This window comes from Pedobacter flavus (assembly GCF_036324285.1).
Taxonomy (GTDB): Bacteria; Bacteroidota; Bacteroidia; order Sphingobacteriales; family Sphingobacteriaceae; genus Pedobacter; species Pedobacter flavus.
The window spans coordinates 827,182-851,840 of record NZ_JAZDQU010000002.1; the positions used below are offsets into that span (position 1 = coordinate 827,182).

22 protein-coding genes are annotated in these 24,659 nt (G+C 31.1%); 7 read left to right on the top strand and 15 right to left on the bottom strand.

Annotated features, from left to right (window positions below; translation table 11 throughout):
• Positions 1-29: 29 nt before the first annotated feature.
• Genes VRU49_RS09820 through VRU49_RS09835 form a run of 4 tightly spaced genes read right to left on the bottom strand, consistent with a single transcriptional unit; the run spans position 30 to position 6,751 of the window.
• Positions 30-1,169 carry a cytochrome-c peroxidase gene (locus tag VRU49_RS09820; protein WP_330146607.1) on the bottom strand — a complete coding sequence of 380 codons (1,140 nt, stop codon included), beginning with the start codon at positions 1,167-1,169 and terminating at the stop codon, positions 30-32.
• 1 nt (position 1,170) lies between these two features.
• A complete protein-coding gene (locus tag VRU49_RS09825) occupies positions 1,171-2,688 on the bottom strand; it encodes a DUF6850 family outer membrane beta-barrel protein (protein WP_330146608.1) in 1,518 nt (505 codons plus the stop codon).
• Positions 2,689-2,694: 6 nt separating this feature from the next.
• Positions 2,695-4,032 carry a DUF4876 domain-containing protein gene (locus VRU49_RS09830; protein ID WP_330146609.1) on the bottom strand — a complete coding sequence of 446 codons (1,338 nt, stop codon included), beginning with the start codon at positions 4,030-4,032 and terminating at the stop codon, positions 2,695-2,697.
• Between the two features lie 19 nt (positions 4,033-4,051).
• Positions 4,052-6,751: a TonB-dependent receptor gene (locus VRU49_RS09835; RefSeq protein ID WP_330146610.1), complete on the bottom strand. Its 2,700-nt coding sequence runs from the start codon at positions 6,749-6,751 to the stop codon at positions 4,052-4,054.
• Between the two features lie 285 nt (positions 6,752-7,036).
• Here VRU49_RS09835 and gndA point away from each other — a divergent pair, with 285 nt between their 5' ends.
• From gndA to pgl, 3 genes are read left to right on the top strand one after another with little or no spacing between them, the layout of a single operon-like run.
• The gene (gndA, locus tag VRU49_RS09840) at positions 7,037-8,467 is read left to right on the top strand and encodes an NADP-dependent phosphogluconate dehydrogenase (protein ID WP_330146611.1); all 1,431 of its coding nucleotides are present in this window, start codon (positions 7,037-7,039) and stop codon (positions 8,465-8,467) included.
• A 36-nt stretch (positions 8,468-8,503) separates the two neighbouring features.
• A complete protein-coding gene (gene zwf / locus VRU49_RS09845; RefSeq protein ID WP_330146612.1) occupies positions 8,504-10,012 on the top strand; it encodes a glucose-6-phosphate dehydrogenase in 1,509 nt (502 codons plus the stop codon).
• Complete coding sequence (gene pgl, locus VRU49_RS09850) at positions 10,012-10,704, top strand: 6-phosphogluconolactonase (RefSeq protein WP_330146613.1); 693 nt, start codon at positions 10,012-10,014, stop codon at positions 10,702-10,704. Before zwf ends, pgl begins: the two co-directional genes overlap by 1 nt.
• A gap of 56 nt (positions 10,705-10,760) precedes the next feature.
• Here pgl and argS read toward each other — a convergent pair whose 3' ends face one another.
• Together argS and VRU49_RS09860 are read right to left on the bottom strand one after the other, a co-directional pair.
• Entirely contained in the window at positions 10,761-12,539 is a 1,779-nt protein-coding gene (gene argS, locus VRU49_RS09855; RefSeq protein WP_330146614.1) for an arginine--tRNA ligase, read from the bottom strand.
• The gene (locus VRU49_RS09860; protein ID WP_330146615.1) at positions 12,539-13,492 is read right to left on the bottom strand and encodes an arginase; all 954 of its coding nucleotides are present in this window, start codon (positions 13,490-13,492) and stop codon (positions 12,539-12,541) included. The genes argS and VRU49_RS09860 overlap by 1 nt, the downstream gene beginning before the upstream one ends.
• Before the next feature lie 225 nt (positions 13,493-13,717).
• On the opposite strand from VRU49_RS09860, the gene VRU49_RS09865 reads away from it, so the two are divergent.
• The 4 genes from VRU49_RS09865 (at position 13,718) to VRU49_RS09880 (ending at position 17,688) form a co-directional block, all read left to right on the top strand.
• Entirely contained in the window at positions 13,718-14,953 is a 1,236-nt protein-coding gene (locus VRU49_RS09865; RefSeq protein ID WP_330146616.1) for a glycosyltransferase, read from the top strand.
• 74 nt (positions 14,954-15,027) lie between these two features.
• Positions 15,028-16,710, top strand: coding sequence for a tetratricopeptide repeat protein (locus VRU49_RS09870; protein ID WP_330146617.1), 1,683 nt, complete (start codon positions 15,028-15,030; stop codon positions 16,708-16,710).
• Between the two features lie 10 nt (positions 16,711-16,720).
• Positions 16,721-17,386, top strand: a complete 666-nt coding sequence (locus tag VRU49_RS09875; RefSeq protein ID WP_330146618.1) for a response regulator — start codon at positions 16,721-16,723, stop codon at positions 17,384-17,386.
• 92 nt (positions 17,387-17,478) lie between these two features.
• Complete coding sequence (locus VRU49_RS09880; RefSeq protein ID WP_330146619.1) at positions 17,479-17,688, top strand: hypothetical protein; 210 nt, start codon at positions 17,479-17,481, stop codon at positions 17,686-17,688.
• 347 nt (positions 17,689-18,035) lie between these two features.
• Here the strand turns inward: VRU49_RS09880 and VRU49_RS09885 are convergent, their stop codons facing one another.
• The 9 genes from VRU49_RS09885 to VRU49_RS09925 are packed head-to-tail and all read right to left on the bottom strand — an operon-like array spanning position 18,036 to position 24,633.
• Positions 18,036-18,812 carry a hypothetical protein gene (locus VRU49_RS09885; RefSeq protein WP_330146620.1) on the bottom strand — a complete coding sequence of 259 codons (777 nt, stop codon included), beginning with the start codon at positions 18,810-18,812 and terminating at the stop codon, positions 18,036-18,038.
• Positions 18,809-19,507 carry a lycopene cyclase domain-containing protein gene (locus VRU49_RS09890; RefSeq protein WP_330146621.1) on the bottom strand — a complete coding sequence of 233 codons (699 nt, stop codon included), beginning with the start codon at positions 19,505-19,507 and terminating at the stop codon, positions 18,809-18,811. Before VRU49_RS09890 ends, VRU49_RS09885 begins: the two co-directional genes overlap by 4 nt.
• 7 nt (positions 19,508-19,514) lie before the next feature.
• Positions 19,515-19,967, bottom strand: coding sequence for a sterol desaturase family protein (locus VRU49_RS09895; protein WP_330146622.1), 453 nt, complete (start codon positions 19,965-19,967; stop codon positions 19,515-19,517).
• Between the two features lie 39 nt (positions 19,968-20,006).
• Positions 20,007-20,432 (bottom strand): SRPBCC family protein, encoded by a 426-nt coding sequence (locus VRU49_RS09900; RefSeq protein ID WP_330146623.1) that lies wholly within the window; start codon positions 20,430-20,432, stop codon positions 20,007-20,009.
• Positions 20,433-20,442: 10 nt separating this feature from the next.
• A complete protein-coding gene (gene idi / locus VRU49_RS09905; RefSeq protein ID WP_330146624.1) occupies positions 20,443-20,967 on the bottom strand; it encodes an isopentenyl-diphosphate Delta-isomerase in 525 nt (174 codons plus the stop codon).
• Between the two features lie 6 nt (positions 20,968-20,973).
• Positions 20,974-21,432, bottom strand: a complete 459-nt coding sequence (locus VRU49_RS09910) for a hypothetical protein (protein WP_330146625.1) — start codon at positions 21,430-21,432, stop codon at positions 20,974-20,976.
• Positions 21,429-22,265, bottom strand: a complete 837-nt coding sequence (locus tag VRU49_RS09915; RefSeq protein WP_330146626.1) for a phytoene/squalene synthase family protein — start codon at positions 22,263-22,265, stop codon at positions 21,429-21,431. Before VRU49_RS09915 ends, VRU49_RS09910 begins: the two co-directional genes overlap by 4 nt.
• Before the next feature lie 6 nt (positions 22,266-22,271).
• A complete protein-coding gene (locus VRU49_RS09920) occupies positions 22,272-23,744 on the bottom strand; it encodes a phytoene desaturase family protein (RefSeq protein ID WP_330146627.1) in 1,473 nt (490 codons plus the stop codon).
• Positions 23,737-24,633, bottom strand: coding sequence for a MerR family transcriptional regulator (locus tag VRU49_RS09925; protein WP_330146628.1), 897 nt, complete (start codon positions 24,631-24,633; stop codon positions 23,737-23,739). The genes VRU49_RS09920 and VRU49_RS09925 overlap by 8 nt, the downstream gene beginning before the upstream one ends.
• Positions 24,634-24,659 lie beyond the last annotated feature (26 nt).

A 24,659-nucleotide genomic window follows, 5' to 3' on the forward strand; every position in this document is an offset into this window, starting at 1 on the left:
AAACATTTATGCAAATTTCTTACCCATTTTTATTTTGGCAATTCTACATCGCGCACCAAAATAGGTTGCGAACTTAATGCATGAAGAAAAGAAATAATAGCAGTTCTTTCGGCACTACTTAATTTTAAGCCTCGTAATAATTTATCGTTACGTGGAAATAAAGGATCTTTCATGTCCTCCTCAGTCGGACGAGTAAATGGCATACCAACATTATACATATTTAATATACCTTCCATATCAGGAAATAATCCATTGTGAAACCATGGACCTGTATTCATTACATTTCTTAAACCTGGTGTTTTAAATTTACCCACATCTTCAGGATTTTTGGTGAAATTATACAATCCTAAATCTTCGTATTTACGTTTGTAATAGGTTAAACCTAAATTATGGAACTCATTATCTGTAAATAATGGTCCATTATGACAATTTATACATCTAGCCTTGGTTCTAAATAAATGTAAACCCACCAATTGCTGATCCGTAAGCGCATTTTTATCCTTTTCTAAAAACCTATCAAAGTCTGTTTTTCTACTGGTAATTGTTTTCTGAAAAGTAGCCAAACTCTCTAAAATTCTATCTTCAGTAATTTTATTAGTTCCAAAAGCCGATTGAAAATGAGGTAAATAACCTTTTATTTTGCTTAATTTTTTTGGCAAAGTTTTTAAATCCTGATTCATTTCATTGTGCGCCTGAATTGGACTCGCAACTTGTTCTTTTACATTTTCGGTTCTTCCATCCCAAAAAAGACGTTTAAAATACCATACGTTTTCTAAACTAGGCGCATTGCGGATATTTTTTAAATGATCGTGCCCCACAGATACCTGCCTGCCATCTGTCCAGTTTAAATCAGGAGCATGACAACTAGCGCATGAAATTTGGTTAGAAGAAGATAATCTAGGGTCAAAAAACAATATTTTACCCAATTCTACAACCTTTCTTACCGAATCATTGGTTAAATCGATCGGTGAAGGCGGTAAGACGCCCAATTCTTCAAATTTTACACCATTATCTACATTTGCCTTTGGCCATTCAGCAGGGTTTTTAGCGTAAACTTTGCGTAAACTATCGATGGTTAAATCGTCATTATAATTAAATTCTACCGATTGAAAGGAAAATAAAATCATTCCCAACAATACAATAAAAGACATAACAGATAACTTCTTCATGTTAAAAATAGAGGTTATATCCAACATTAAAATCTAAACGTTGTTTACCTAATGCAAAAGTAGGAACAATATTATTATTTAAAGACGATAAATGATTTTGAAATAATGCCCTAAATTGAATTGTTGATTTAAATCCAGGAATTAAATTTTTAGGTAAATATTCTACTGCTATTTCAGCTTTTCCTAAAGTGCTTCCCAAATACATATAATCGGCATAAGCCACCCCTTTTGTAAACATATTTACCTGTGTATTTGGCACTTTCAAATTAGTTGATAAAGGAAGCATTAAACCCAATCCCAATTGTGCACGAAATGTATTCTTCCAATATCTACCAACACTAATGGATGGTTCTAAAACAGAATAATCAAAAGTATGATTGGCTGCAGCATCTCTTTTATAATTTGAAAAATAATCAGCATTTACTGTAAACTCATAAGTTTTATATCCATCTACGATGGGTGCATATAAATATTTAGCTCTTAAAGCACTAAACTTATAAGTGAAATTTCTCGCTGCTAATCGTCTTAAATTATCGTCACCATAAGAATTGATAAAATTAAATCCAAATTGGTGCAATCGTGTTAAATTTTGTTGCGTAATTAAAAAATTAAAATCTATATTTTCTAATTGGAAGCTTCCAAATATTTGGTCTTGAACTGAGTTCTGAACTTCAATTTTATTTTCTGTTTCCTTAACTGAATATTTCAATCTTGCTGCAATTTCCCACGATTTAAAATTAGCCGCATAATTTAATTGCAACCCAGATAAGCTGGTTTTTCTGATAAAATTGTTCTGATTAATTTCCAGATAACCATATCCATAATTTAAATAAGATATTCTATCTGGATATAATAAGGTGCCCTGGTAATCTCTGTTTTTATAAAAAACATTAATACGCTCATTACCATAACCATATAAAACGCCTAAACCAATATAATGATGATTAAATTTATAAGAAATTTCAGGCGCAAAATTTAGTTGATAGGTATAAACTGAAGATCTTGGATCTACTGATCTATGAGAAGTATGATATTGATAATCAACACCAGTCCCAATAAATAATTTATCCTTAACAAGATTATAACTAATTAAGCCTCCCCCATTATATCCTTGTTTTTCGAATTTCCCAGGTTTACCAACAACAAAATAATAAGGCGAAAAATCATCGTGAATACCTTTCTGACTAAAAGCTAAACTATCTTCATTAGATCGTTCAAAATTAAAATACCCGTATAATTTAAATTTATTTACTTCACTAATTCCTTCGGCATTAAAAATTATCTTTTTTTGTGACTCTGCTTCTTGAGCTTGCTTTAAGCCACCTTTTTTATAATTATAGGTTAATCCAACTTGTGTTGATTTATTAATTGAAGAATTAAGTAACTGAGGGATTCCTAAACCAACTGTTTTAATTTTAGCTTTAGAAGAAGCATAAAAATACAAGCTATCTGTAGCGGATTGCGCCCTAACCACTACAGATAAAATGCTTAAACAAGAAAGTATTAAAGTCTTTTTCAATTTATATTATTTAAAAACTGTTTTCGATGGATCAGCCATATTGATAGATACAAAGTCTTCAGTTGAGTTATTCGTATCCTTTAAAATTCTTCTACCGTCAATGGTTTTACTGGTTGTTCTAATTACAGCATGTGAAGAATAGGCACCACCTAAAGTAAATGTAAATCCAGCATCTATGGCATCAGGCATTCTTTTAGCGGCTCTAGACGATGGTGTGGTATGTGCAATATCAACTGCATCGATAATTAAATTAATTGGCAATTGTTTGTATAATGTAGTGGTATTAGAAATCGCTTTTATTTCTGGAGAGGGAAAACCAGGTAATTCAGTCGGATTGGTTTTAGATTTAAAAATCACAATTCCTTCGTATCCATTATTATTTAAAATTAAATCGCGATCACCTCCTCTAAAAAACACTTTAACATTAGGAATTAAAGGATTATCTGTATCAGAGGCAAGTGGATTTATTCCTTCCAAATCGCCGTAATAAGCTTCAAAATCTGCGTTACTTAAGTCGATAGTAAGTTCTGGATTCTTAACCGAAACAGGTTTCCCATCAGAACCTACATAGGAAGCTTTATGGTTTTGTGCATTTTGCGCGATAATAATACTTGCACCTGGCTGTACTGGATATTGCTTACCATTTCCTGGAATCATTAAAAGCGACTTCATATAAACATAATTAGAATTCGGATTAGCTACATTCATCCCAATTGCATTTGCCCAATTATATTGTCCATTAGATAAATATGCAGGATCTGCAGTATCTACTGCCGACACTCTAGTATTTTTACCAAAAATCTGAGAAATATATAAACTATCGGCATAAAGAACCTGGTTAGAATTGTTATAGATTTCTATAAATTGATCTCTAAAAACAGCTCCATTAGTAGTACTAGAACCACCATAATAAATTTGCTTAATTACCCAATCGCCAATAGCCCCCGACTGCAAATTAATAGTAAGGGTACCAGAATTGGCCACAATATTGGTTTCTAAACTGCCATTAAACACAATATCTTGCGCAATAGTGGTACCGGTTAATAATTGATAATCTTTGGCTGATATAGTTAAGGCTGCCACAACACTGTAATTCCCAGGAGTAACACTTTCAAATACAATTAATCCGCTGGCGTCTGATATACCCTTTATAATTCTGCCATCCGTTTTATTGGTTAATGTTACTTCAGCATCTTTATAACTAAGGCCCAAAGATTTAATTTCTGGTGCAAAATTTAATTGCAAATTAGCAGCAACTCCAGCTACTTCATCTAAACTATCTTTTTTACAAGAAAACAGTATAATAATAAAGAAGGTAAAAAATGTAAATATTGATTTTTTCATTTTGTTGGTTTTTTTTTATCTAAAACTTAATTGAAATTTCTGCTCCTACACTGGTAGGATAAGAATAAGTTGTAACTTGATTTGTATTTGGATTAAAATGTCTGAATTGCAGGTTTAGAAAATTATATGCGTTTACAGAAAGTCGGATTTTTTCTTTAATCTCTTTAGAAATTCTAACACCTAAATTGGCATAAACAAATGGCAATTTAGTTTCACTATTGGCGGCAGTTGTTAAATTTAAATAGCCATAAGTTGGATCAGAGGCATTGAAATTTGGAATGTTAAACCTATTCATATCCTTATCCAAATAAGCAATAGGCTTATAACTGTCTGCTAATGTTTTGCTGATGTCCTGCCAATAAACATCGGCCAATAAGTTTACTACAAAACCAATTTTTGGAATGTGAGTAGTAGCAGCTACTTTACTCATTATATTTAAAGCTTCGTACTCATTGGCTGGATAAATTCCGAACCAAGCAGGTTTGCCTGCATCTATGTTCTCTTGTGATGTTGGAACAATTCGTTCTGCATTATTTTTATATTTACTATAACTAAATGAAGTATTTATACTAAAACTGGTTTTTATTGCTTCAATCTTATTCGAATTCACTCCCCATTCTAAACCCCAATTTTTAGAATGTAAATCGTTTCCTACGGTACTTACGCCTACATATTGCTTTTTATAAGTTCCAGTTGGCGCAATTATTGGTCTATTGTTAGGCACATAGGTGAACGAATAATTAGGTAAATTATAAGTATGGTAAACCGTATTACTACTAAAACCATTTTTATTATCTTTCCAATAGACTACTATTGAAGAATTAAAAACTTTGTTTTTGAACTGAAAACCCATTTCAGCTTGTTGAGATTCACTTGGTTTTAATTGACTATTATCTGCAACAATTTTATCCGTATAAACTAAAAAAATACTTTCATTTACATTTCCCGTAAATTGATTAAGAAGTATTAAATCGATATAATTTGGAGCGGGGAATCTATGCGCTAAAGTTGGAGATTTTGTAGCTCTACCATACGCTAAAGTTAAATTAAGATTCTTTTTAAACGCATAAGCTGCATTTATTCTGGGTTGAATAGAAGTTTTGGCATTCTGAACATCCAACCTCAAACCTACATTTAAATTTAAAGGCCGATTGTCTATCGTTATTTTTGTATTGTCTTGTAAATAAATACCATAATTTATAACATCGGGTAAGCTTTCATAAGAATATGGACGTTCATTTTGATAAGCAGAATTTGCCCAACGAGGCTTTGTAGGGTCTACAATTATACCTTCTCCATTGTTTTTAGAATAATACATATTGCTACCAACAGAGAAATTATGCCTTACCTTTCCTGTAAAAAACTGACTGTTTAAACTTAATCCCGCATTTAAATTATTCGGCTTTCCGATAATGTGTTCGGCTGCTAAATAAGTTCCTGGAATAAAATAACCTTCATAAATTTCCCCTGAAACATCTTTATCTGAAATACCCTTTGGTGATCCATTTAAATACCTTTGATTATAACTCTCCTGATAACCTTTACTATAACTAACATTAAAATTAATTGACTCTACAATTGATTCTTTTATAGATAAAGTAGCGCGATTAGAAAAGCTGAAATTTCTGGCTTTTGAAAATGTTTTTAATTCTAAACCATCATCGGGATCCAATTTAACATCATCTATTTTAGTACTAAAATCAACAGAAAAGGTGTTTTTCAACTGCGGTTTTAAATTTGCCGTCCAAATTAAATTGGTACTTATTCTATCATAAACTTTAGTTTTATCACTAGGATCTTCATTAGATTTAAGATAGTTTAATCCTAGATTTAACGCTCCCAAATTATGCTTTAATTTATATCCTTTAGATAAGGTATAATTTGTAGAACCTGCATTTATTCGCGTATTAAATTGATAAGGAGTTCTGCCCGCTTGTCTGTTAATAATAATGGCTCCATCTGTTAAATCACCATATTTTGCTGGTGCAACCCCAGAAATAACTTCTATACTTTCTATATTATCTGCTGGAATATCTCTTAAATCTAATCCTCCAAATGGCGTATCAAAACTTCCATAACTTGCACTCGAAATATTTCCATTACCCAGCCCCCATCTACCTAAATTCCTATTTTGCATATTCGCATTATTCGAAAGCTGAATATCATCTACCACAATAGCAATTCCTAATGAGTTATTCAATGCTTGTAATCCAGAAACTTCGGCTCTAAGTGTTAAGTTCTGAGGGCTATGCAAATTGGGCGCAACCATGCGTTTACCAGGCAAATTGTTTAAAATATCTGTTATACTAAAAGCCTGAGATTGCTCTATCGCTTGCCTATCGAATACGATTGATGAATTTGAATTTAATGTCTTTCTTTTTTGATTAAACTCTACATCTTTTAATAATAATGTAAGCGTTTGAAGTTTAAATACCGGTATTGTTTGTTGATTTAAACTAATGCTCGTTTCTAAACTTTTCTTGCCTACAAAAGTTATTTTAATTGTAAATGAAGTCGACTTACTTCTATTATTAAGATTAATGGTAAATATTCCATCGGCGTTAGAATATACCGTTTTATCGATGTCTATAAAATTAATGGCAGCAAATGACAAAGCATTATTTTGCTCATCAACTACTTTACCCTTAAGCTCAATCTGCTGAGCATTAATTTTTGAGATACCTGCAAACCAAACAAATGTTAATATTAGAAATTTCAATTTAGACTTATTATAAATAAGACGCAAATCTATTTAAAACCTTTCTAAATAACAACTTATTTAGAAAGATTCTTAATAAGTTGAACATCAATCCAATAGAAGCACATTACCTATAAATAAGCAAATTGTTACAATAAATTAAAGTAGAAAAAAGCTTGAATTTTGCTGATAAAACTCAAGCTTTTAAATAAATACCTCTTTAAAAATTGATAGAAATTAAATACCTCAGTTAATCAGGTTTTATAAAGCTTATTAGTAATTTCGCAGTATCATAAAACAACAATTATGCACACTGAAAAGTCTACTGGCTATAGTTTAGGAATGGTTGGATTAGGTACAATGGGAAGAAACCTCTTACTTAATTTGGCAAATAACGGTTTTAAGGTTACCGGATACGATAAAAATGCTGAAATGATTGCCTTACTTAAAGAAGAAGGTAAAGCGCATAAATTAGAAGCGTATAGCGATATAGAAAAATTTATTGCTAGTATTGAAACTCCAAGAACCATTATTTTATTGGTGCCTGCCGGAGCCATCGTAGATAGCGTGATTCAGGAATTAACCCCACTTTTAGCTGAAGGAGATATAATTATTGATAGTGGCAATTCGCACTTTACTGATACCGCTAGAAGATCTTCAGAATTAGAAAAAGTAAATATTAATTTTTTCGGGATGGGAATTTCGGGTGGCGAAGAAGGCGCTCGAAAAGGGCCAAGCATGATGCCAGGCGGCAATAAAGACGCTTATTCGGTTGTAGAGAAAATGTTCGATGCAATTGCTGCGAAAGTAGATGGAGTACCTTGTGTAACTTATATTGGCCCAGGTGCATCTGGTCACTATGTAAAAATGGTTCATAATGGTATTGAATATGCTATTATGCAACTTTTAGCAGAAGTTTATCAGCTATTAAAAGAAGGACTTAATTTATCTAATGAAGAAATTTATGCGACGTTAGACACATGGAATAAAGGGAGATTGGGTTCATTTCTCCTAGAAATTACCCGTGATATATTCTTATTTAAAGATGTAAAAACAGGAAATTACCTGGTGGATATGATTAAAGATGAAGCTAGATCTAAAGGAACCGGAAAATGGACTTCCCAAGAAGCTATGGACTTAGAAGTTCCCATTCCTACCATAGACGCTGCTGTTTCTACTCGTAATTTATCTAAATTAAAATCTTTACGTTTAAAATTAGAGTCGCAACTTAAAAAAGCTGAATCGCCTACCCCTACCCTAATAAATACGGATGATATAGAAAATGCTTTCTTTTATGCCATGGTATCTGCCTATGCTCAAGGAATGCACATGTTACATCAAGCATCAACTACTTATAATTACGATCTAAACTTAAGCAGTATTGCCAAAATTTGGAGAGGTGGATGTATAATTAGGTCTAAATTTTTAAATGAGATGTACGAAGCATTTGAAAAACAAGCAGATCTAACTCATTTATTCGAAGACACTAATATCCATGAAGCTGTAGAAGCGAGTAAAATAGCCACCCATAAAGTGGCTGATTTCGCTACAACATCTAATATTGCTATTCCATGCTTATCGGCTTCCATAAATTATTATAATATTTTGCATACCGGAAGAATGTCGTCTAATTTAACTCAAGCACAAAGAGACTTCTTTGGTGCTCATACTTTTGAAAGAATTGATGAAGATGGAATTTTTCATGCAGATTGGAACGGAATTTCACCTCAGGCATAAGAAATATAAAAATATAGACTTAGCTTTGTAATGCTAATGAAAGAAAATATAAATCCTACCATTATTGTTATTTTTGGTGGTACGGGAGACTTAAATTCTAGGAAATTGGGTCCGGCTTTGTATAATTTATATTTGGAAGGCTTTATGCCCGAAAAGTTTGAACTAATTGGTACCGCAAGAAGTAATTTAACGGACGCTAATTACTGCGATTTTTTAGAAGATGGCATAAAAAACTTCTCTCGTAAAGGGAAGGCACTTAAAAAAGATTGGCAGAAATTTACCAAGCACGTTTCTTATACGCCTGCTGATATAAAAGATCCAGAAAGTTTAATTACGCTAAAGAATAAAATTGAAAAAATTCAGGAAGAATTTGGTCCAGATACACAGGTAATTTATTACTTAGCTGTAGCTCCAAAATTCTTTTCTGCAATTGCAGACAGTTTACATAAATATGGCTTAGCAGGCGATAAAGACCATACCAGAATTGTAATTGAAAAACCTTTTGGCCACGACTTAGAATCTGCACAAGAGCTTAATCAAATGTTAAAACAACATTTTAGAGAGCGTCAGATTTATAGAATAGATCACTATTTAGGAAAAGAAGCCGTCCAAAACATAATGGCATTTAGATTTGCAAATTCGCTTTTTGAGCCACTTTGGAATAGAAATTATATTGAACATGTTCAAATTTCTGTTTCAGAATCTATAGGCGTTGAAGATCGCGGAGGCTATTACGATGGTGCAGGTGCTTTAAGAGATATGATACAAAACCATTTATTACAATTGCTTTGTATTATAGCTATGGAACCTCCAACCAGTTTTGATGCCAACGAAATTAGAGATAGAAAAGTAGATGCTCTAAAATCAATCAGAAAATTCACTAACGACTCGGTTAGAAAAAATGCAGTACGTGGACAATACACAGATGGTTGGATAAATGGCGTAGAAGTACCTGGTTATAGAAGTGAAAAAGATGTTAATCCGGAATCTAATACTGAAACGTATGCTGCTATAAAATTTAATATAGATAATTGGAGATGGCAAGGTGTTCCCTTCTACTTAAGAACAGGAAAAAGAATGCAACAAAGCTCTTCAATTATAACTATCCAATTTAAAGATGTTCCGCACCAGATTTTTCAAAATGAATCCGTTGAAACCTGGCAACAGAACAGACTAATCATCAGCATTCAGCCAGAAATGAGTATCAGATTGCAGGTTCAGGCAAAACGCCCCGGACTTAAAATGGTATTGAATCCTGTTGATATGATTTTTGATTATAAAGGCGCAAAACATACAGATACGCCTGAGGCCTATGAAACGCTATTATTAGATGTTATGACCGGCGATCAAACCCTATTTATGCGTGTTGATCAGGTAGAATATGCATGGGAATTATTAATGCCTATCTTAAATCATTGGGAAAATAAAACATCTATTAGCTTCCCTAACTATACCAGTGGAAGTTGGGGCCCAGAAGAAGCAGAAGCGCTAATTGCTAAAAATGGATTTTTCTGGTATTCACTACCTATTAAACATAAAGATTAATGCAAACTTTCTCTTTTAATACAACTCCAGAAGCCATCCAATCTTTAGCTAAACATATTATTGAAAGCGCTAAAGCTTGTATCGAAGAAAAAGGTTCATTTAATTTAGTTCTAACTGGTGGTAATTCGCCAAAAATGCTATACAATATTTTAGCAGACCAATATAAAAATGAAATAAATTGGGAGGTTGTTTACTTTTTTATTGGCGATGAAAGGCATGTTCCGTCTAATCATAAAGATTATAATGGATTAATGGCTAGAGAAAATTTATTAAACCCACTAAATATTAAGGAAGAAAATATTTTCTTGGTAAATACCAGCTTAACCCCACAAGAAGCTGCTGAAGATTATTATGCACGCATACTAAAACATTTTAACCAAGCCACTATAAATTTCGACTTTACCTTATTAGGCATGGGTGCCGATGCACATACAGCTTCCATCTTCCCTGGAACTACCATTTGTAAAATAAATCCAAACGAAAGTATAGAGGCCGTATTTGTTGAAAAATTAAACAGCTGGCGAATAAGTTTCAATGCCACCTTAATTAATCAATCGAAAGAAATAGCCTTTTTAGTTTTTGGTAAAGATAAATTAGATGCCTTTACCTCGGTCCAATCGCATCCCAATCAATTAGAATATCCTGCAAGTCTTATTCAAGGAAATGTGTTTTGGTACACAAATTTTAACTAACAAAAAAGGCAATGAATATAATCATTGCCTTTTTTAATTTCATTTAGTTCCTACAATTACATACGCTCTGGAACTTCAATTCCTAATAATTGCATTCCTTTTTTAAGGACTGATGCAGTTAAGGCAGATATATTTAATCTATGTTGTTTTAAAACTTCATTTTCCTCTTTTACAATTGGAGGAACTTCATGATAAAACTTATTAAATAATTTCGCTAAATCGTATAAATAATTTGCAATCAAAGCCGGACTATATGATTTTGCTGCCGATTTTATTTCATTTGGAAATTTAGAAATACTTAAAATTAATTCCAATGAAGTTGGATCTAAATCGACATCAATATTAGATACTTGTTGGTTATAATTGGCTTTACTTAATAAAGATTTTATTCTTGCATGTGTATATTGAATAAATGGTCCAGTATTCCCCTGAAAGTCTATACTTTCTGCTGGATCAAATAATAACCTTTTCTTTGGCTCAACTTTCAAAAGGAAATATTTTAATGCACCTAATCCAATTTGTCTGTATAAAACTACCTTGTCATCCTCATTAAAATCGTTGGTTTTACCTAAAGATTCCGTCTTTTCCTTAGCGGTTTCAATCATTTCATCAATCAAGTCGTCTGCATCTACCACAGTACCTTCCCTACTCTTCATCTTTCCGCTAGGCAAATCAACCATACCATAAGAAAGATGGTGTAAGCCCTTAGCCCACGACATGCCTAATTTTTCTAAAATCAGAAATAGAACTTTAAAATGATAATCTTGCTCATTTCCCACCACATAAATAGACTCCTCCATACCAAAATCAGCATACTTCATCTCAGCAGTACCTAAATCTTGCGTAATGTAAACCGAAGTACCATCGCCCCTTAAAACCAATTTCTGATCTAATCCATCAGCTGTTAAATCTATCCATACAGAGCCATCTTCTTTCTTAAAGAATACGTGCTTTGCTAAGCCCGATTCAATGGTATCCTTTCCTAATAAATAAGTATTACTTTCATAATAATATTTATCGAAATCTACCCCTAAATTTTTATAAGTAATTCCAAAGCCAGCATATACCCAGTCGTTCATCATCTTCCATAACTGAATAACCTCTGGATCGCCTGCTTCCCATTTCTGAAGCATTTCTTGCGCTTCAAGAATAAGTGGTGCTAATTTTTTAGCTTCCTCCTCGGTTTTACCAGACAATTTTAACTCATCTATCTGTTTCTTATACTCCTTGTCAAAAACCACATAGTATTTACCAACTAAATGATCTCCTTTTAGTCCAGAAGTCTCAGGTGTTTCTCCATTTCCCCACTTTTGCCAGGCCAACATTGATTTACAAATATGAATTCCTCTATCGTTAACCAAATTAACCTTAATTACATCATAACCTGCAGCCTTTAAAATTTCGGCGACAGAATATCCTAATAAATTATTTCTAACATGGCCTAAATGCAGCGGCTTATTCGTATTTGGCGAAGAATATTCTACCATTACTTTTTTACCATTAGCATTTGCAAAACCAAAATTTGGATTTAAGAGTGCCTCATTAAATAAGTTTAACCAATACTTATGAGCAATAGATAAATTTAAAAACCCTTTAATAACATTAAAAGAAACAACATCTTCAATATGCTCTTGCAAATATTTTCCTATTTCTTGTGCAGTTTCTTCTCCACTTTTTTTAGAAAATCTTAAAAATGGAAACACAACCAATGTAATTTCACCTTCAAATTCAGATCTAGTTGGTTGTAAATTGATTTGATTATCTGGAATTTCTGCCGAATATAATTCTTGGGCAGCTTTTTTAGTAAATTTTAATATTTCTTGTTCTATGTTCATTACGTTTCGTTTTGATAAGCATTAGATGCTTTAATCAGAATTTCAAATGCTAGTTCTGCGGTGATATTTTCTTTATCTAAGGTTGGATTTACCTCAACCATCTCAAAACAGCAAATCTTTTTATAAGTTAATAATCGGGAAATTAATCCACCTGCTTCCTTCTCTGTTAATCCCTGAGGAACCGGAGTTCCAGTACCTTTAGAAATAGTTGGATCAATAGAATCTACATCAAATGAAACATAAATAAGATCACAATCTTCTAAATATTTCATCGTTTCTATAACAATCCGTTCAACTCCCCGTTTCCGCACTTCTGTAGTGGTTACATTCTTAACTTTATGCTTTTTCAATAAATATTCTTCGGGTTTTTCCATATCCCGAGCAGATATTAAAACCAAATCCCGATAATTTATTTTTGGCGCAATATTTCCAGTATTCTTAAGCTGATACCAATAGTTAATTGTCTCTTGATCCGGATTATTAACACGCATATCTAAATTATCTTCGTCCAATGCCATTGCCAAAGGCATTCCATGCATATTTCCAGATGGTGTAGTATAAGGTGAATGCATATCAGAATGCGCATCTATCCAAATTACGCCTAATCTCGATTTTGGATGAGCCAATTTAATTCCCGAAATGGTACCTGCAGCCGTACTATGATCACCAGCTAAGATAATTGGAAACTGATTTTCGTTTAAAGTATGACTCACTTCCTTTTCTACCCGCTCTACCATGGTTAAAATACCAGATATACGTTTTGCATATGGACTTCCAGAGGCTTCCAACAATAAATGATTCTCATTTGGCACCTCAACAGTTTTATGTCTTTTAAAAAAACGACTATTAAAATCTAGGCCAGCAATCTTTATTGCATCGACACCCATACTTGCACCTCTGGTACCAGCACCAATTTCCGACTTAACTTCAATAACCTTAATAGCCTTAGTCATATTGTAGATGTTTAATTTGAAACTTTATTAATGAGTTAAAAATGTTAATATAGGTATAATTTAACACCCTAACCTACTTTCTCCAGAGAAAAAGCAATAAAAACACATTCTGTCCCAAATTTAATAAAAAGCTGTATAAGAAGGAATTTTTAAAGCGGGAAAATAGAGTTTATAAAAACCCAACAAAGCCAATTTTTAAGTCAAGATAACTTACATTTGCAAGGTATGGCTCCAATTTCTAATCGAATTTTAATAATAGGCTTAGTATGGCCAGAACCTACATCATCTGCCGCCGGAACCCGAATGATGCAACTCATTAAATTCTATAAATTGGAAGGATATGAAATCTTTTTCGCATCTGCCGCAAACAAATCTTCTTTTAGTGAAAATCTAGAAAAAATAAATATAACAGAAATTAACATTGAATTAAATAGCAATACTTTTAATGAAGTGCTACTTAATATAAATCCTAATATTGTATTGTTTGACAGATATATAACTGAAGAACAATATGGATGGAGAGTTAGGGAACAACTAGAGAATACTATTACCATTTTAGATACGGAAGACCTACATTTTTTGAGAATTTCTAGAGCTCAGTCTATAAAGAAAAATTCAGAAATTAACTTATATAACGATGTAACCCGGAGAGAAATCGCTTCAATTTTAAGATGTGATTTATCATTAATAATTTCTGAAGAAGAAATGAATCTATTAAAAGATGAGTTTAGAATTGATGAGGATTTACTGTTATATCTACCTTTCTTAGAAGAAATACCAGACCATAATCATACTTCAAATTGGAAAACATTTGAAGATAGAGCAAACTTTATGTTCATTGGTAATTTTTTACATGAACCCAATTGGCATACAACATTAACTTTAAAAAAAGAGATTTGGCCCAAATTGAGCAAATTATTACCCCATACTGAATTACATATTTATGGGGCATATCCTAGCGAAAAAGTTTACCAGTTAAATAATCCAAAAGAAAGGTTTATTATAAAAGGAAGAGCAGAAAATGCTGTAGAAACCCTTGGAAAATACAGACTTTTATTAGCTCCTATTAAATTTGGAGCCGGTGCAAAAGGCAAATTAATAGATTCTATGCAAAGTGGAACGCCTAATATAACCACTGTTATAGGCGCAGAAGGTATGAATATTGATCATATCTGGAATGGTGCTATTGCTCAAAACATGGAAGAATTTATTGATGAGGCTTATACTTTTTATACCCAATCTACAAATTGGTACAATGCTCAACAAAAAGGATTAGAGCTATTAAATTTAAAATACGATAAATTTAAGTTTTATCCTAAACTAACAGAAAAGCATCTTTACCTTTTAAATAATTTAAAAAACCATCGAATCAAAAATTTTATAGGTAGTATTTTAAATTACAACAATATTAATAGTTTTAAATATTTATCGCTTTGGATTCAAGAAAAAAACAAATTTTAAGTTAAAGTTCAAATTAAGAAGTGTTTCTTGTGTTTTTAAATTAAAAAATCTTTATTTTTAATTACTTAAAGCGCATGAAACAGAAAACAGTATTAATAATTATACTTTTAGTAGGATTATATTCTTGTAAAGAAAAAAACACACCCACTAATAAGGAACTAAAAAATGAATATTTTGAATTAGCAGAAAAGCAATTTGATGAAAACAAAATCGATTCTGCTTTTATAAATTATGCTAAAGCAAAAGAAATATTCAGAGAACTAAAAGACTCGGTTAACGAAGGAAAGGCATTATCTAACCAAGGAATGATTGCCGCCATGAAAGGAGATTATTATGGAAGTCAGCAAATTTTACTTGAAGCCCTCTCTAAATTCGACACCACTAACCACGAACATTTTCAATCTTTATCGTCTATAAATAATACTTTAGGTATTGCAAATTATTCGTTAAAAAACTATCAAGCATCCATAAAATTTTACAAAGAAGCATTTAAATATCAAACAGATAGTAATAAAATAATTACAGCATTAAATAATTTAGCGACTACCTATAGAAATGCAGGAGATTTAAAGCAATCGATTCAAATTTTTGAAGAAATTATTAAAAAACCAACTCATCCCGTAAATCATGCTCGAATCCTAGCTAATTATTCTTTTACTAAATGGAGCGCAGATAGTAGTTACAATCCTTTACCAGGCCTAGAAAAAGCATTAAATATTAGAATTAAAGAAAAAGATTATATAGGTCAAAATTCTAGTTATTCTCAATTAGCACAATATTACGAAGATTCTGACCGGTCAAAGGCGCTTTATTATGCTGAACAAATGTATAAAATAGCCAAATTAATCAATCACCCCGACAGTAAAATTGAGGCTTTAAGTTATCTTATAAATTTTAGTCACACCAATTTAGTCAAAAATTATTTCAATGAATATTTAAAACTAAATGACAGTTTAAATTCTGCAAGACAAATAGATAAAAATCAATTTGCATTAATTAGATATCAAACGGAGAAATTAAAAAACGATAAACTTCTATTAGAGCGAAACCTAGATGTTCAAAAAGACCAAATAATTAGGCAACGATTTATTTCTGGCTTAGTTGTATTTGGTCTAATTACCACCATATTTTTTTCAATACTATGGTATAAAAAAAGAAAGCAAAAATTAGAATTAGAATTACAAAGCTCTATCAGAGAAAATCAATTAAAAACTTCTAAAAAAGTACATGATGTTGTTGCCAATGGCATTTATAGAGTAATGAATGAAATTGAAAATCAATCTGAAATTGATAGAGAAGGAATCCTAGATAAACTGGAAGATATGTACGAAAAATCTAGAGACATTTCTTATGAAACCACCGATGAAGAATATGAAAATTTCCATTTAAAAATCTCCGATTTAGTAGATTCATTTTCTAATGAAAATAGAATTATTTTATTGGTAGGAAATTCGGAAAATTTATGGAAAAAAGTTAATGTTAATACCAAATATGAAGTAGAAAATATAATTCAAGAATTATTGGTAAATATGAAAAAACATAGCGAAGCCAATAAAATAACCTTGAAATTTGAAAATCTGAACAATTCAATAAACATAAATTATATTGATAATGGAAAAGGGTTTGATGATAAAGTAATTTACAAAAATGGATTAAATAGTACGGTTAACCGTATTAAAAACTTAAAGGGCGATATTACCTTTGATTCACAAATGAATAAAGGCCTAAATATTAAAATCAATTTCCCTATTTATTAAGTTTCAATAGATGATTCATAGAGTTCTAATTGCAGAAGACCATGAAACCGTAAATATTTCTGTACAGAAAACAATGAACGATTTCGGAGTTTCGGACATAAATTACAATTATTATTGTGACGATGCTTTTTTAAGAGTTAAAAAATCTATTTCGGAGAATAATCCATATGACCTTTTAATAACTGATCTTTCATTTGATACTGATCATAGAGTACAAACTCTAAAATGTGGCTTCGATTTAATAAAGGCAGTTAGAGAAATTCAACCAACAATAAAAATCCTTGTTTTTTCATCCGAGAATAAACCTGCTATTATTAAATCGCTTTACGATAATTATAATATTGATGGTTATATTAGAAAAGCTAGAAATGATGCAAAGGAGTTGAAATCTGCATTTGAAGCGCTCTTGGTAGGCAAAAAATATTTTCACCACGATTATAAAACCAATATTAACTCGCTAAATATTTTTGAATTTTCTGAATGGGATGTTTTTGTATTGAAGCTATTAGCTCAAGGCAAAATGCAAAAAGAGATTCCTGAAATCTTAGAACAAAATAATATTAAACCTTCTGGACTAAGCTCTATTGAAAAAAGGATAAATAAAATAAAGGAATCATTTGATATTATCACCACAGAACAACTCATCGCTTTTGTTAAAGAAAATGGAATTGTTTAAAAAAATTATATTTTTTTTAGCTTTTTACGGATAACCGTATAAATTGAGTTTGGCATTAATATACATTTGCTCTGTAACCAAACTATTAAACAATGATATACTTTGTAAACATTTTACCGCAATCAAATGGGGATCATGTTATTCATACAGAGAATTGTGCTCATTTACCAAACATGCGACAAAGAACTATCTTAGGATATTTCAAAACTAGCATGGAGGCAATAGAAGTTGCTAAAAAAAATTATGCTAAATGCAATGGATGTAGGGATTGTTCAGAAGCTATTTATAATAATTACAATTAGCACTTTTTTTTAAAGTGGGCAGACGCCTACTGCCCACTTTTATAACTGCATATTCTTTGATTTGTTTTGTTACCCATATCTTTAAAAAAAGATAATTTAATTACCTGAGCCTTTCCTCGGGCAATATTAACAATTGCCACAAGGAAAAACTCTGGAAGGATGATTAAAGGTGATAATGAATTTTTTAATTTCATAATCAGCTTATACAAATACTTACACTTCAAAAAACTCCAAAACGTAAGAATTATTTTCTAATTTAATTAATAATAATTAATATTCCAAATTTGGCATACTATATTTACTTTAAATTAGGATTTTGAAATCTAAAATTAACAAAACAACTTTTATTATTTAATAATTGTATTCTTTTTAGAATAAATTATAACCAAGGATGTTATTAATAAGAGGATTGCAACCACATTACTAACCATTACAATATTTGATGCTTCTATAACTGATCTATTTGCTACTGATATTGCTAAGAATGCCCAAACACCCACTAAACCAAAGAAAACTAAATATCGCCTCAATATCATAAAGATATTTACTACCCCGCCAATTAATATCATAAGAATGGTCCAGTTGATTGCAGAAATACCCCATCCCTCAAAACCAATACTGGTTAACCAAGCCGCAATGTTTGCTATCAAAGCTACTGATATCCAACCCGCATAAATACTAAATGGCCATAACACAAATAATCTAATTGCTAATGTATGTTTCTGTGTTTGGTCATCAAATTTCACTACTATCCTTAATATAGTGAATAACAGAAATATCATGATAACTACAGAAACTGCCATATATTCATACAACCAAGCCACAACCCATAATGAATTTGCTATACACGATAATACAAACCACCATCCTATTTTAGTGGATATTGTATTGTTCTTAGATTTATTAAACAAACCCCTTCCCGAATAAATTACGAATCCTAATAATCCAATATAAATTAAACCCCAAATTGAAAAAGCATAGCCTGCTGGGGTAAAATAATTGGAATATTTAGCAGAAACTATGCCCATGGTATTACCATTCAATACACCTGTGTTTGAAAGGTAATTCATTACAATTGTAAATACTAAGGCGAAGCCATTTAAAACAGAAAGTTTAAGGTTCATACAGGTTTTTCTTTATTGCCGTTCAAAAATTTCTTGTATAACAATAAATTCAATAAAATAAGTAAATAACCGTAAATGGAGTCTTCTACCGGAATGGTTAGCATTCTAATGCCCATAAAATCATCGGGGTTATATTTTACTACGGCATCTTCTATTCCAGTACCAGTTAATACACCATTTACAATAAAAAATGGCAATAATAGAATTCCATAAACAGTTGTAGCTTTTCCTATCCAATCTACTGGTTTAATGAATTTTAAATAAATACAAGCTAATGCAGTACTATAAAATGTTATTGCCGTATAAATTTGATTTATATAAATGGTTGCAATAACAATTAATGATAAAGAGAAAAGAATAAAAAAGAGGTTTTCAAATTTCTTATTCCAAGTTAAATCATAAAATTTATCTAGACAGAAATAGGTAAATATGCACGAAAATGGAATACAAATAAAGAATAAAATCTCTTCTATTGGCAAACCAACCAGTTTTATTCCGAGTATATAATTATCATTAAACCACCATACACCCATTTTAGTAAATATGGCATCCCAAATCACAAATATCAATCCAACTAAAATAGCTGCCGAAAAAAAAGCACCCCATGTTTTATTAAATTTAATCTTAGGATGAAATGAAAATAAAAATGGAATTATAATTGTGAAAAAATTCACTAATAAATATAATGATTTCATAGGATAATTATTTCTTTTTAGACTCTACAAAGTATTTAAATGGCACCCATAACATCCCAAAACATTCTCCATCTTCCTTTCCTAAATGTTTATGATGCATTTTGTGCGCTCTTCTTAACGCCTTTAAATAAGTGTTATTAGAATTTCTTAAAATTTTAAATCGTTGGTGTATAAAAATATCGTGAATAAAAAAATATGCAGCACCATAAAAGGTTATACCTAAACCAATAAAAAACCAAAAATTAAAGTTGTTTTGCATCCCCACATAGAGTGAAATAATGCCTGGTATTGCAAAAATTAGGAAAAAGAAATCATTATGCTCTAAAAATCCATCCGTTTCTTTTTTATGGTGATCCTTGTGGAATACCCACAGCCATCCGTGCATAATATATTTATGAGCAAACCACGCCACTCCTTCCATAATTATAAATGCGCCCAATACAATTAATATGTTTATCATCTTAAAACTTTATATAAAACGATTATGTAATACTTTTTTTCAATATGAAAAAATAAAGTCAACCTTATTTTTAACGAATAAAGAATGAGCTATATTTCCTAAAATCCCAAAAGGAAGCTCATATTTTAGATTATCTTTTATTAGTACTCCGTTATCTGACTCAACAAATGAATGGGTATGTTCCCAATACTTAAATGGTCCCCTTATCTGAATATCAGTAAATTCATGTAAAGGTTTAACATTTACTATTTTACTGGTCCATTTTAGAGGAACATTTAATAATGGTCTAACTCTATAATCTAATATCATCCCTTCCACAATATTAAAATTTTCTTTAGTCAAAAATTCAAATTGCATGAATTTAGGAGTTAGAATTTCCAAATTTCGAGGTTTAGTGAAAAATGACCAAGCTTCATCTAGTTGAATAGGCAGCCATTGTTCAGCATACAGTTCGTATCTTCTCATAATATATTTCTTAATTATTATGTAGCTTAATAGACGCCTCAATTTGTGGGAAACATATTCTTATCCAAGTTGAAAAATTATCTGGATACTGCTCCATTTCAAGTTTTAAATTATCTAAAGAGATATATCTCCAATCTTTTATTTCCGCAGGATTAATTTTTGGTTGCTGATCGCTCCATCCAAAATAAACATGATCTATTTCATGTTCTACCAGATCGTTCTCAAAATGAGATTTATATTGAAATTTAAATTGGAATGTAACTGGACATTGCATACCCAATTCTTGTTCTAATCTTCTAAATATGGCAGATTCTAAGATCTCGCCTTTTAAAGGGTGACTACAACATGTATTTGTCCAAACGCCAGGTGAATGATATTTTTCATCTGATCGTTGTTGCAGCAATAATTCGCCTTTACTATTAAATATAAAAACAGAAAACGCCCTATGAAGTAAGCCTATTTTATGTACATTCCACTTATCTAAATATCCCAATTCTACATCATCCTCATCTACCAGAATTAATAACTCTTCCATAAGTTGTTATTTAAGTTTATTATTTTTTAATGAATTAGAGATAAATTCTTTTAACTGAAGATCTTTTTCTTTATTCAAATTTTCATTTATAAAATCCAAATCCTCGGAGATATTACTTTTATACCCCAAGAATTTTGGAAGATTACTTTGTATCATCAGCCTTAAAAACCTCAATTCAATATTATTTTTATCTTTTGTAACTGCCTTTTCTAAAATATCTCTGCCCTTCTTAAAATTAGAATATTTAGAAATCGGATTAATTACATGCTTCGCCATAATTATAATCCCACTTCCTCTATATCCATGCAAAAGCGCATCATCCTCTCTTATTTTATTTAATCTGTTAATTAAATTTTCGCATGCTTCTTTACTTCTTACAGCATCTACATATAATTTTCTAACTTGATTTAGTTCTATTGATGTAGAGTTGATGAAAGTCAAGAATGCAATGAGCAATAATTTCATAGAATTCGCATTTTATAGCTCACAATACTATTAATCATTAGCCCAACTTTATGGGTATTGTTAATTCTTACTCTTTCTGCTAAAATCTTTGAAGCAGGCAATCTCTTGATTTTCTTGAATAACGATTTATAATAAATAAATGCTAAATAAACGCCTAATTTACAGTTAGCAGGCAACATTTTTATACCAACTAAAGCCTCTTTAAAATCAGATTCAATTTCACTTTCAATTTCTGATTTCTCTATTGCTGTGAATGCCTTGAAATTTACAGATGGAAAATAATTTCTACCCAAAATTTCATAATCGTCTTTTAAATCCCTTAAAAAATTAACTTTCTGAAAAGCTGCACCTAATTTCATAGCATAAGGTTTTAGCTTTTCATATTGTTCTTTGTTACCTTGACAAAACACATGTAAACACATTAACCCAACAACTTCTGCAGAACCTAAAATATATTCATTAAATTTTTCACGCGTATATTCAATTTTTTGCAAATCCATTTCCATGCTTTTTAAAAAGCTATCTATCAATTCAATTTCTACAGAATATGTGTTCACAACTTGTTGAAATGCGTTTAAAATAGGATTTGTAGAAATTTTTTGCTCAATTGCTTCATAAGTTTCTTCCTTAAATTTAGCCATGAGTTTTGCCCTATCGTATCCTTCAAAACTATCCACTATTTCATCTGCTACTCTTACAAAACCATAAATGGAATAAATAGCATTCCTTATTGTAGGACTCAAAAAATAAATACCATACGAAAAACTCGTACTATATTTTTGGGTAGTCATTTTGCTAATTCCTACAGATAAATCATCAAACAATTGCTTCATATATGTTTAGTTGGTTTTATTTAAAATAAGTTCTGCTGCTATTTTTCCGGATATTATAGATGGAGGTACACCTGGACCAGGTACAGTAAGTTGCCCTACGTAATAAAGATTTTCTATTTTCTTACTTTTAATAGAAGGCTTCAAATTAGCGGTTTGCATTAATGTGTTCGCCAATCCATATGCATTTCCTTTAAATGAATTATAATCCAATTTAAAATCTTCAACACAATAACTTTTCTTGTAGTCAATATGTTCCATCAACGGCTCTCCTATTTGCTTTTCTAATCGCGCCATCATCACTTTAAAATACTGCTCTCTTACTTCTTCAGTATCCTCCAAATCTGGAGCAATTGGCATTAATAAGAATAGATTTTCGTGTCCAGCCGGAGCTACTGTATTATCAGTTTTAGACGGACAACAAACATAAAATAAAGGTTTACTAGGCCATTCTGGTTGTTTATAAATCTCAACTGCATGTTGATCCAAATCTTCTTCAAAAAATAAAGTATGGTGTTCTAAGTTCTTAACTCTTTTATTTAGTCCGATATAATATATTAAACACGATGGCGCAAAAACTTTTTTTGTCCAATAATTATCTGAATAATTTCTTTCGTTGCTACTTAATAATTGCTTTTCAGTATGGTTATAATCTGCAGAAGAAATTACATAGTCGTATTCCAAATTTTCACCATTTACCTTGATTCCGCTGACAACCTTTTTTTGAGAATTGATCTTCTCTACTGGAGAATTTGTGTAAATCTTTACTTTATTTTCGATAGCAATTTTTGCCATAGCATCTATTACAGTCCCAAATCCACCAATTGGATACCATGTTCCAAGTTTTAAACCTGCATAATTCATTAAACTATAAAGTGCAGGTGTGTCTTTAGGCATAGCTCCCAAAAACAAAACGGGAAATTCCATTAATGCAATAAGCTTTGGATGCTTAAAATAGCTTCTAACGTGTTTACTAAACGAGGTAAAAACTTCCAGCTTGAAAACCCCCTTAATTAACTCGATATCTAAAAATTCTGTTAAAGATAAACCAGGTTTATAAACCAATTTTTTCATACCCACATCATATTTATATTGGGCATCATTCATAAAAGCTTGAAGTTTTAAGGAACTTCCCTTTTCTAAAGATTCAAAAAGTTCGCAAATTTCCTCAAAGTTAGATGGGATAGTCAGTAATTCTGATTGAGGAAAAACAATATTAAAGGCAGGACTTAATAAAATTAATTCATAGAAATCTGCAGCAGTATAACCAAAATCATTATAAAACTTCTCGAAAACATCTGGCATCCAATACCAACTCGGGCCCATATCAAATACATATCCCGACTCAGTTTTAATTTGTCGTGCTCTCCCACCTATCGTAGAATTTTTTTCATAAATATGAACTTCATGCCCAGCTTTCGACAAATAACAAGCAGCACTTAAACCAGAGAATCCAGAACCTATAATCGCTATTTTAGTCATTGTTTCCAACCCTTTCTAATAGTTCTTCAAAACACTCGAATGTCTCTAACCAAACTACATCATCTTTTAACTTTAATTGTTTAATCATTTTTGTTAAGCCACTAATAAATATTTTTCCTTTAATTTTTTTTGAGTTTATGGTTTCCAAATAGTTTTGAGGCTTAGAAACATGATTATTATGAACAAGAAACATTAAGACATTGTCGGGATTGAGCTCATTTAGTGATACATTTAAAGTATTTACAGGTACATTACTTCCTAAATATACTACATTTACGTTATTAATTTTTAATAAATAATAAGCAAACAACAATCCTATTTCATGAAACTCATCTTCAGGTAATAATAAAACCCAAGTTTCTTTATAATAATTATTACTTGGCAATAAATCTATTGAAGCAAATATTTTCTGCCTAATTAAATTAGTCATGAAATGCTCTTGCGCTGGAGGCAATAGGTTAGCAGTCCACATTAACCCTACCCTGTTTATTAATGGATAAACAATATTTTTGTAAGCAGATAGTACACCATAAATATTAAAACAATGCGCTAAAATTTTCGAAAATTCTTCTGCGTTAAATTGGGTTCCTGCTGTTATTAGCTGGGAAATAAAAACTTCACCCTTGTCTGGTGCTTCATCTAAATAAAGTTTTTTAATTAACGCTTCGAGCTCAGCATCAGATAATTTGCAAATTTTTGAAATCTTATAATCAGCTTCCAATAAACTCACAATATTCAGCAATCTTCTTAGTTGTAAGCCACTATAGTACCTTACGTTCCCTTCACTTCTTTCGGGTGTAAAGGCATTATAGCGCTGTTCCCATATTCTAATGGTATGCGCTTTAATTCCAGAAAATTGTGATAATTGAGCAATAGTTAAATTATCCATTTTGTTTAACTTTATTCAAATATAGT

What these genes read in the sequence shown, in the direction of transcription:
- VRU49_RS09860 (WP_330146615.1), bottom strand. Translation starts at nt 13,492, where the DNA reads ATGACTAAGGCTATTAAGGTTATTGAAGTTAAGTCGGAAATTGGTGCT.
- VRU49_RS09830 (WP_330146609.1), bottom strand. Translation starts at nt 4,032, where the DNA reads ATGAAAAAATCAATATTTACATTTTTTACCTTCTTTATTATTATACTG.
- gndA (WP_330146611.1), top strand. Translation starts at nt 7,037, where the DNA reads ATGCACACTGAAAAGTCTACTGGCTATAGTTTAGGAATGGTTGGATTA.
- VRU49_RS09865 (WP_330146616.1), top strand. Translation starts at nt 13,718, where the DNA reads ATGGCTCCAATTTCTAATCGAATTTTAATAATAGGCTTAGTATGGCCA.
- VRU49_RS09875 (WP_330146618.1), top strand. Translation starts at nt 16,721, where the DNA reads ATGATTCATAGAGTTCTAATTGCAGAAGACCATGAAACCGTAAATATT.
- VRU49_RS09890 (WP_330146621.1), bottom strand. Translation starts at nt 19,507, where the DNA reads ATGAAATCATTATATTTATTAGTGAATTTTTTCACAATTATAATTCCA.
- VRU49_RS09910 (WP_330146625.1), bottom strand. Translation starts at nt 21,432, where the DNA reads ATGAAATTATTGCTCATTGCATTCTTGACTTTCATCAACTCTACATCA.
- pgl (WP_330146613.1), top strand. Translation starts at nt 10,012, where the DNA reads ATGCAAACTTTCTCTTTTAATACAACTCCAGAAGCCATCCAATCTTTA.
- VRU49_RS09895 (WP_330146622.1), bottom strand. Translation starts at nt 19,967, where the DNA reads ATGATAAACATATTAATTGTATTGGGCGCATTTATAATTATGGAAGGA.
- VRU49_RS09925 (WP_330146628.1), bottom strand. Translation starts at nt 24,633, where the DNA reads ATGGATAATTTAACTATTGCTCAATTATCACAATTTTCTGGAATTAAA.
- VRU49_RS09915 (WP_330146626.1), bottom strand. Translation starts at nt 22,265, where the DNA reads ATGAAGCAATTGTTTGATGATTTATCTGTAGGAATTAGCAAAATGACT.
- VRU49_RS09885 (WP_330146620.1), bottom strand. Translation starts at nt 18,812, where the DNA reads ATGAACCTTAAACTTTCTGTTTTAAATGGCTTCGCCTTAGTATTTACA.
- idi (WP_330146624.1), bottom strand. Translation starts at nt 20,967, where the DNA reads ATGGAAGAGTTATTAATTCTGGTAGATGAGGATGATGTAGAATTGGGA.
- VRU49_RS09900 (WP_330146623.1), bottom strand. Translation starts at nt 20,432, where the DNA reads ATGAGAAGATACGAACTGTATGCTGAACAATGGCTGCCTATTCAACTA.
- zwf (WP_330146612.1), top strand. Translation starts at nt 8,504, where the DNA reads ATGAAAGAAAATATAAATCCTACCATTATTGTTATTTTTGGTGGTACG.
- VRU49_RS09880 (WP_330146619.1), top strand. Translation starts at nt 17,479, where the DNA reads ATGATATACTTTGTAAACATTTTACCGCAATCAAATGGGGATCATGTT.
- VRU49_RS09820 (WP_330146607.1), bottom strand. Translation starts at nt 1,169, where the DNA reads ATGAAGAAGTTATCTGTTATGTCTTTTATTGTATTGTTGGGAATGATT.
- VRU49_RS09920 (WP_330146627.1), bottom strand. Translation starts at nt 23,744, where the DNA reads ATGACTAAAATAGCGATTATAGGTTCTGGATTCTCTGGTTTAAGTGCT.
- VRU49_RS09870 (WP_330146617.1), top strand. Translation starts at nt 15,028, where the DNA reads ATGAAACAGAAAACAGTATTAATAATTATACTTTTAGTAGGATTATAT.
- argS (WP_330146614.1), bottom strand. Translation starts at nt 12,539, where the DNA reads ATGAACATAGAACAAGAAATATTAAAATTTACTAAAAAAGCTGCCCAA.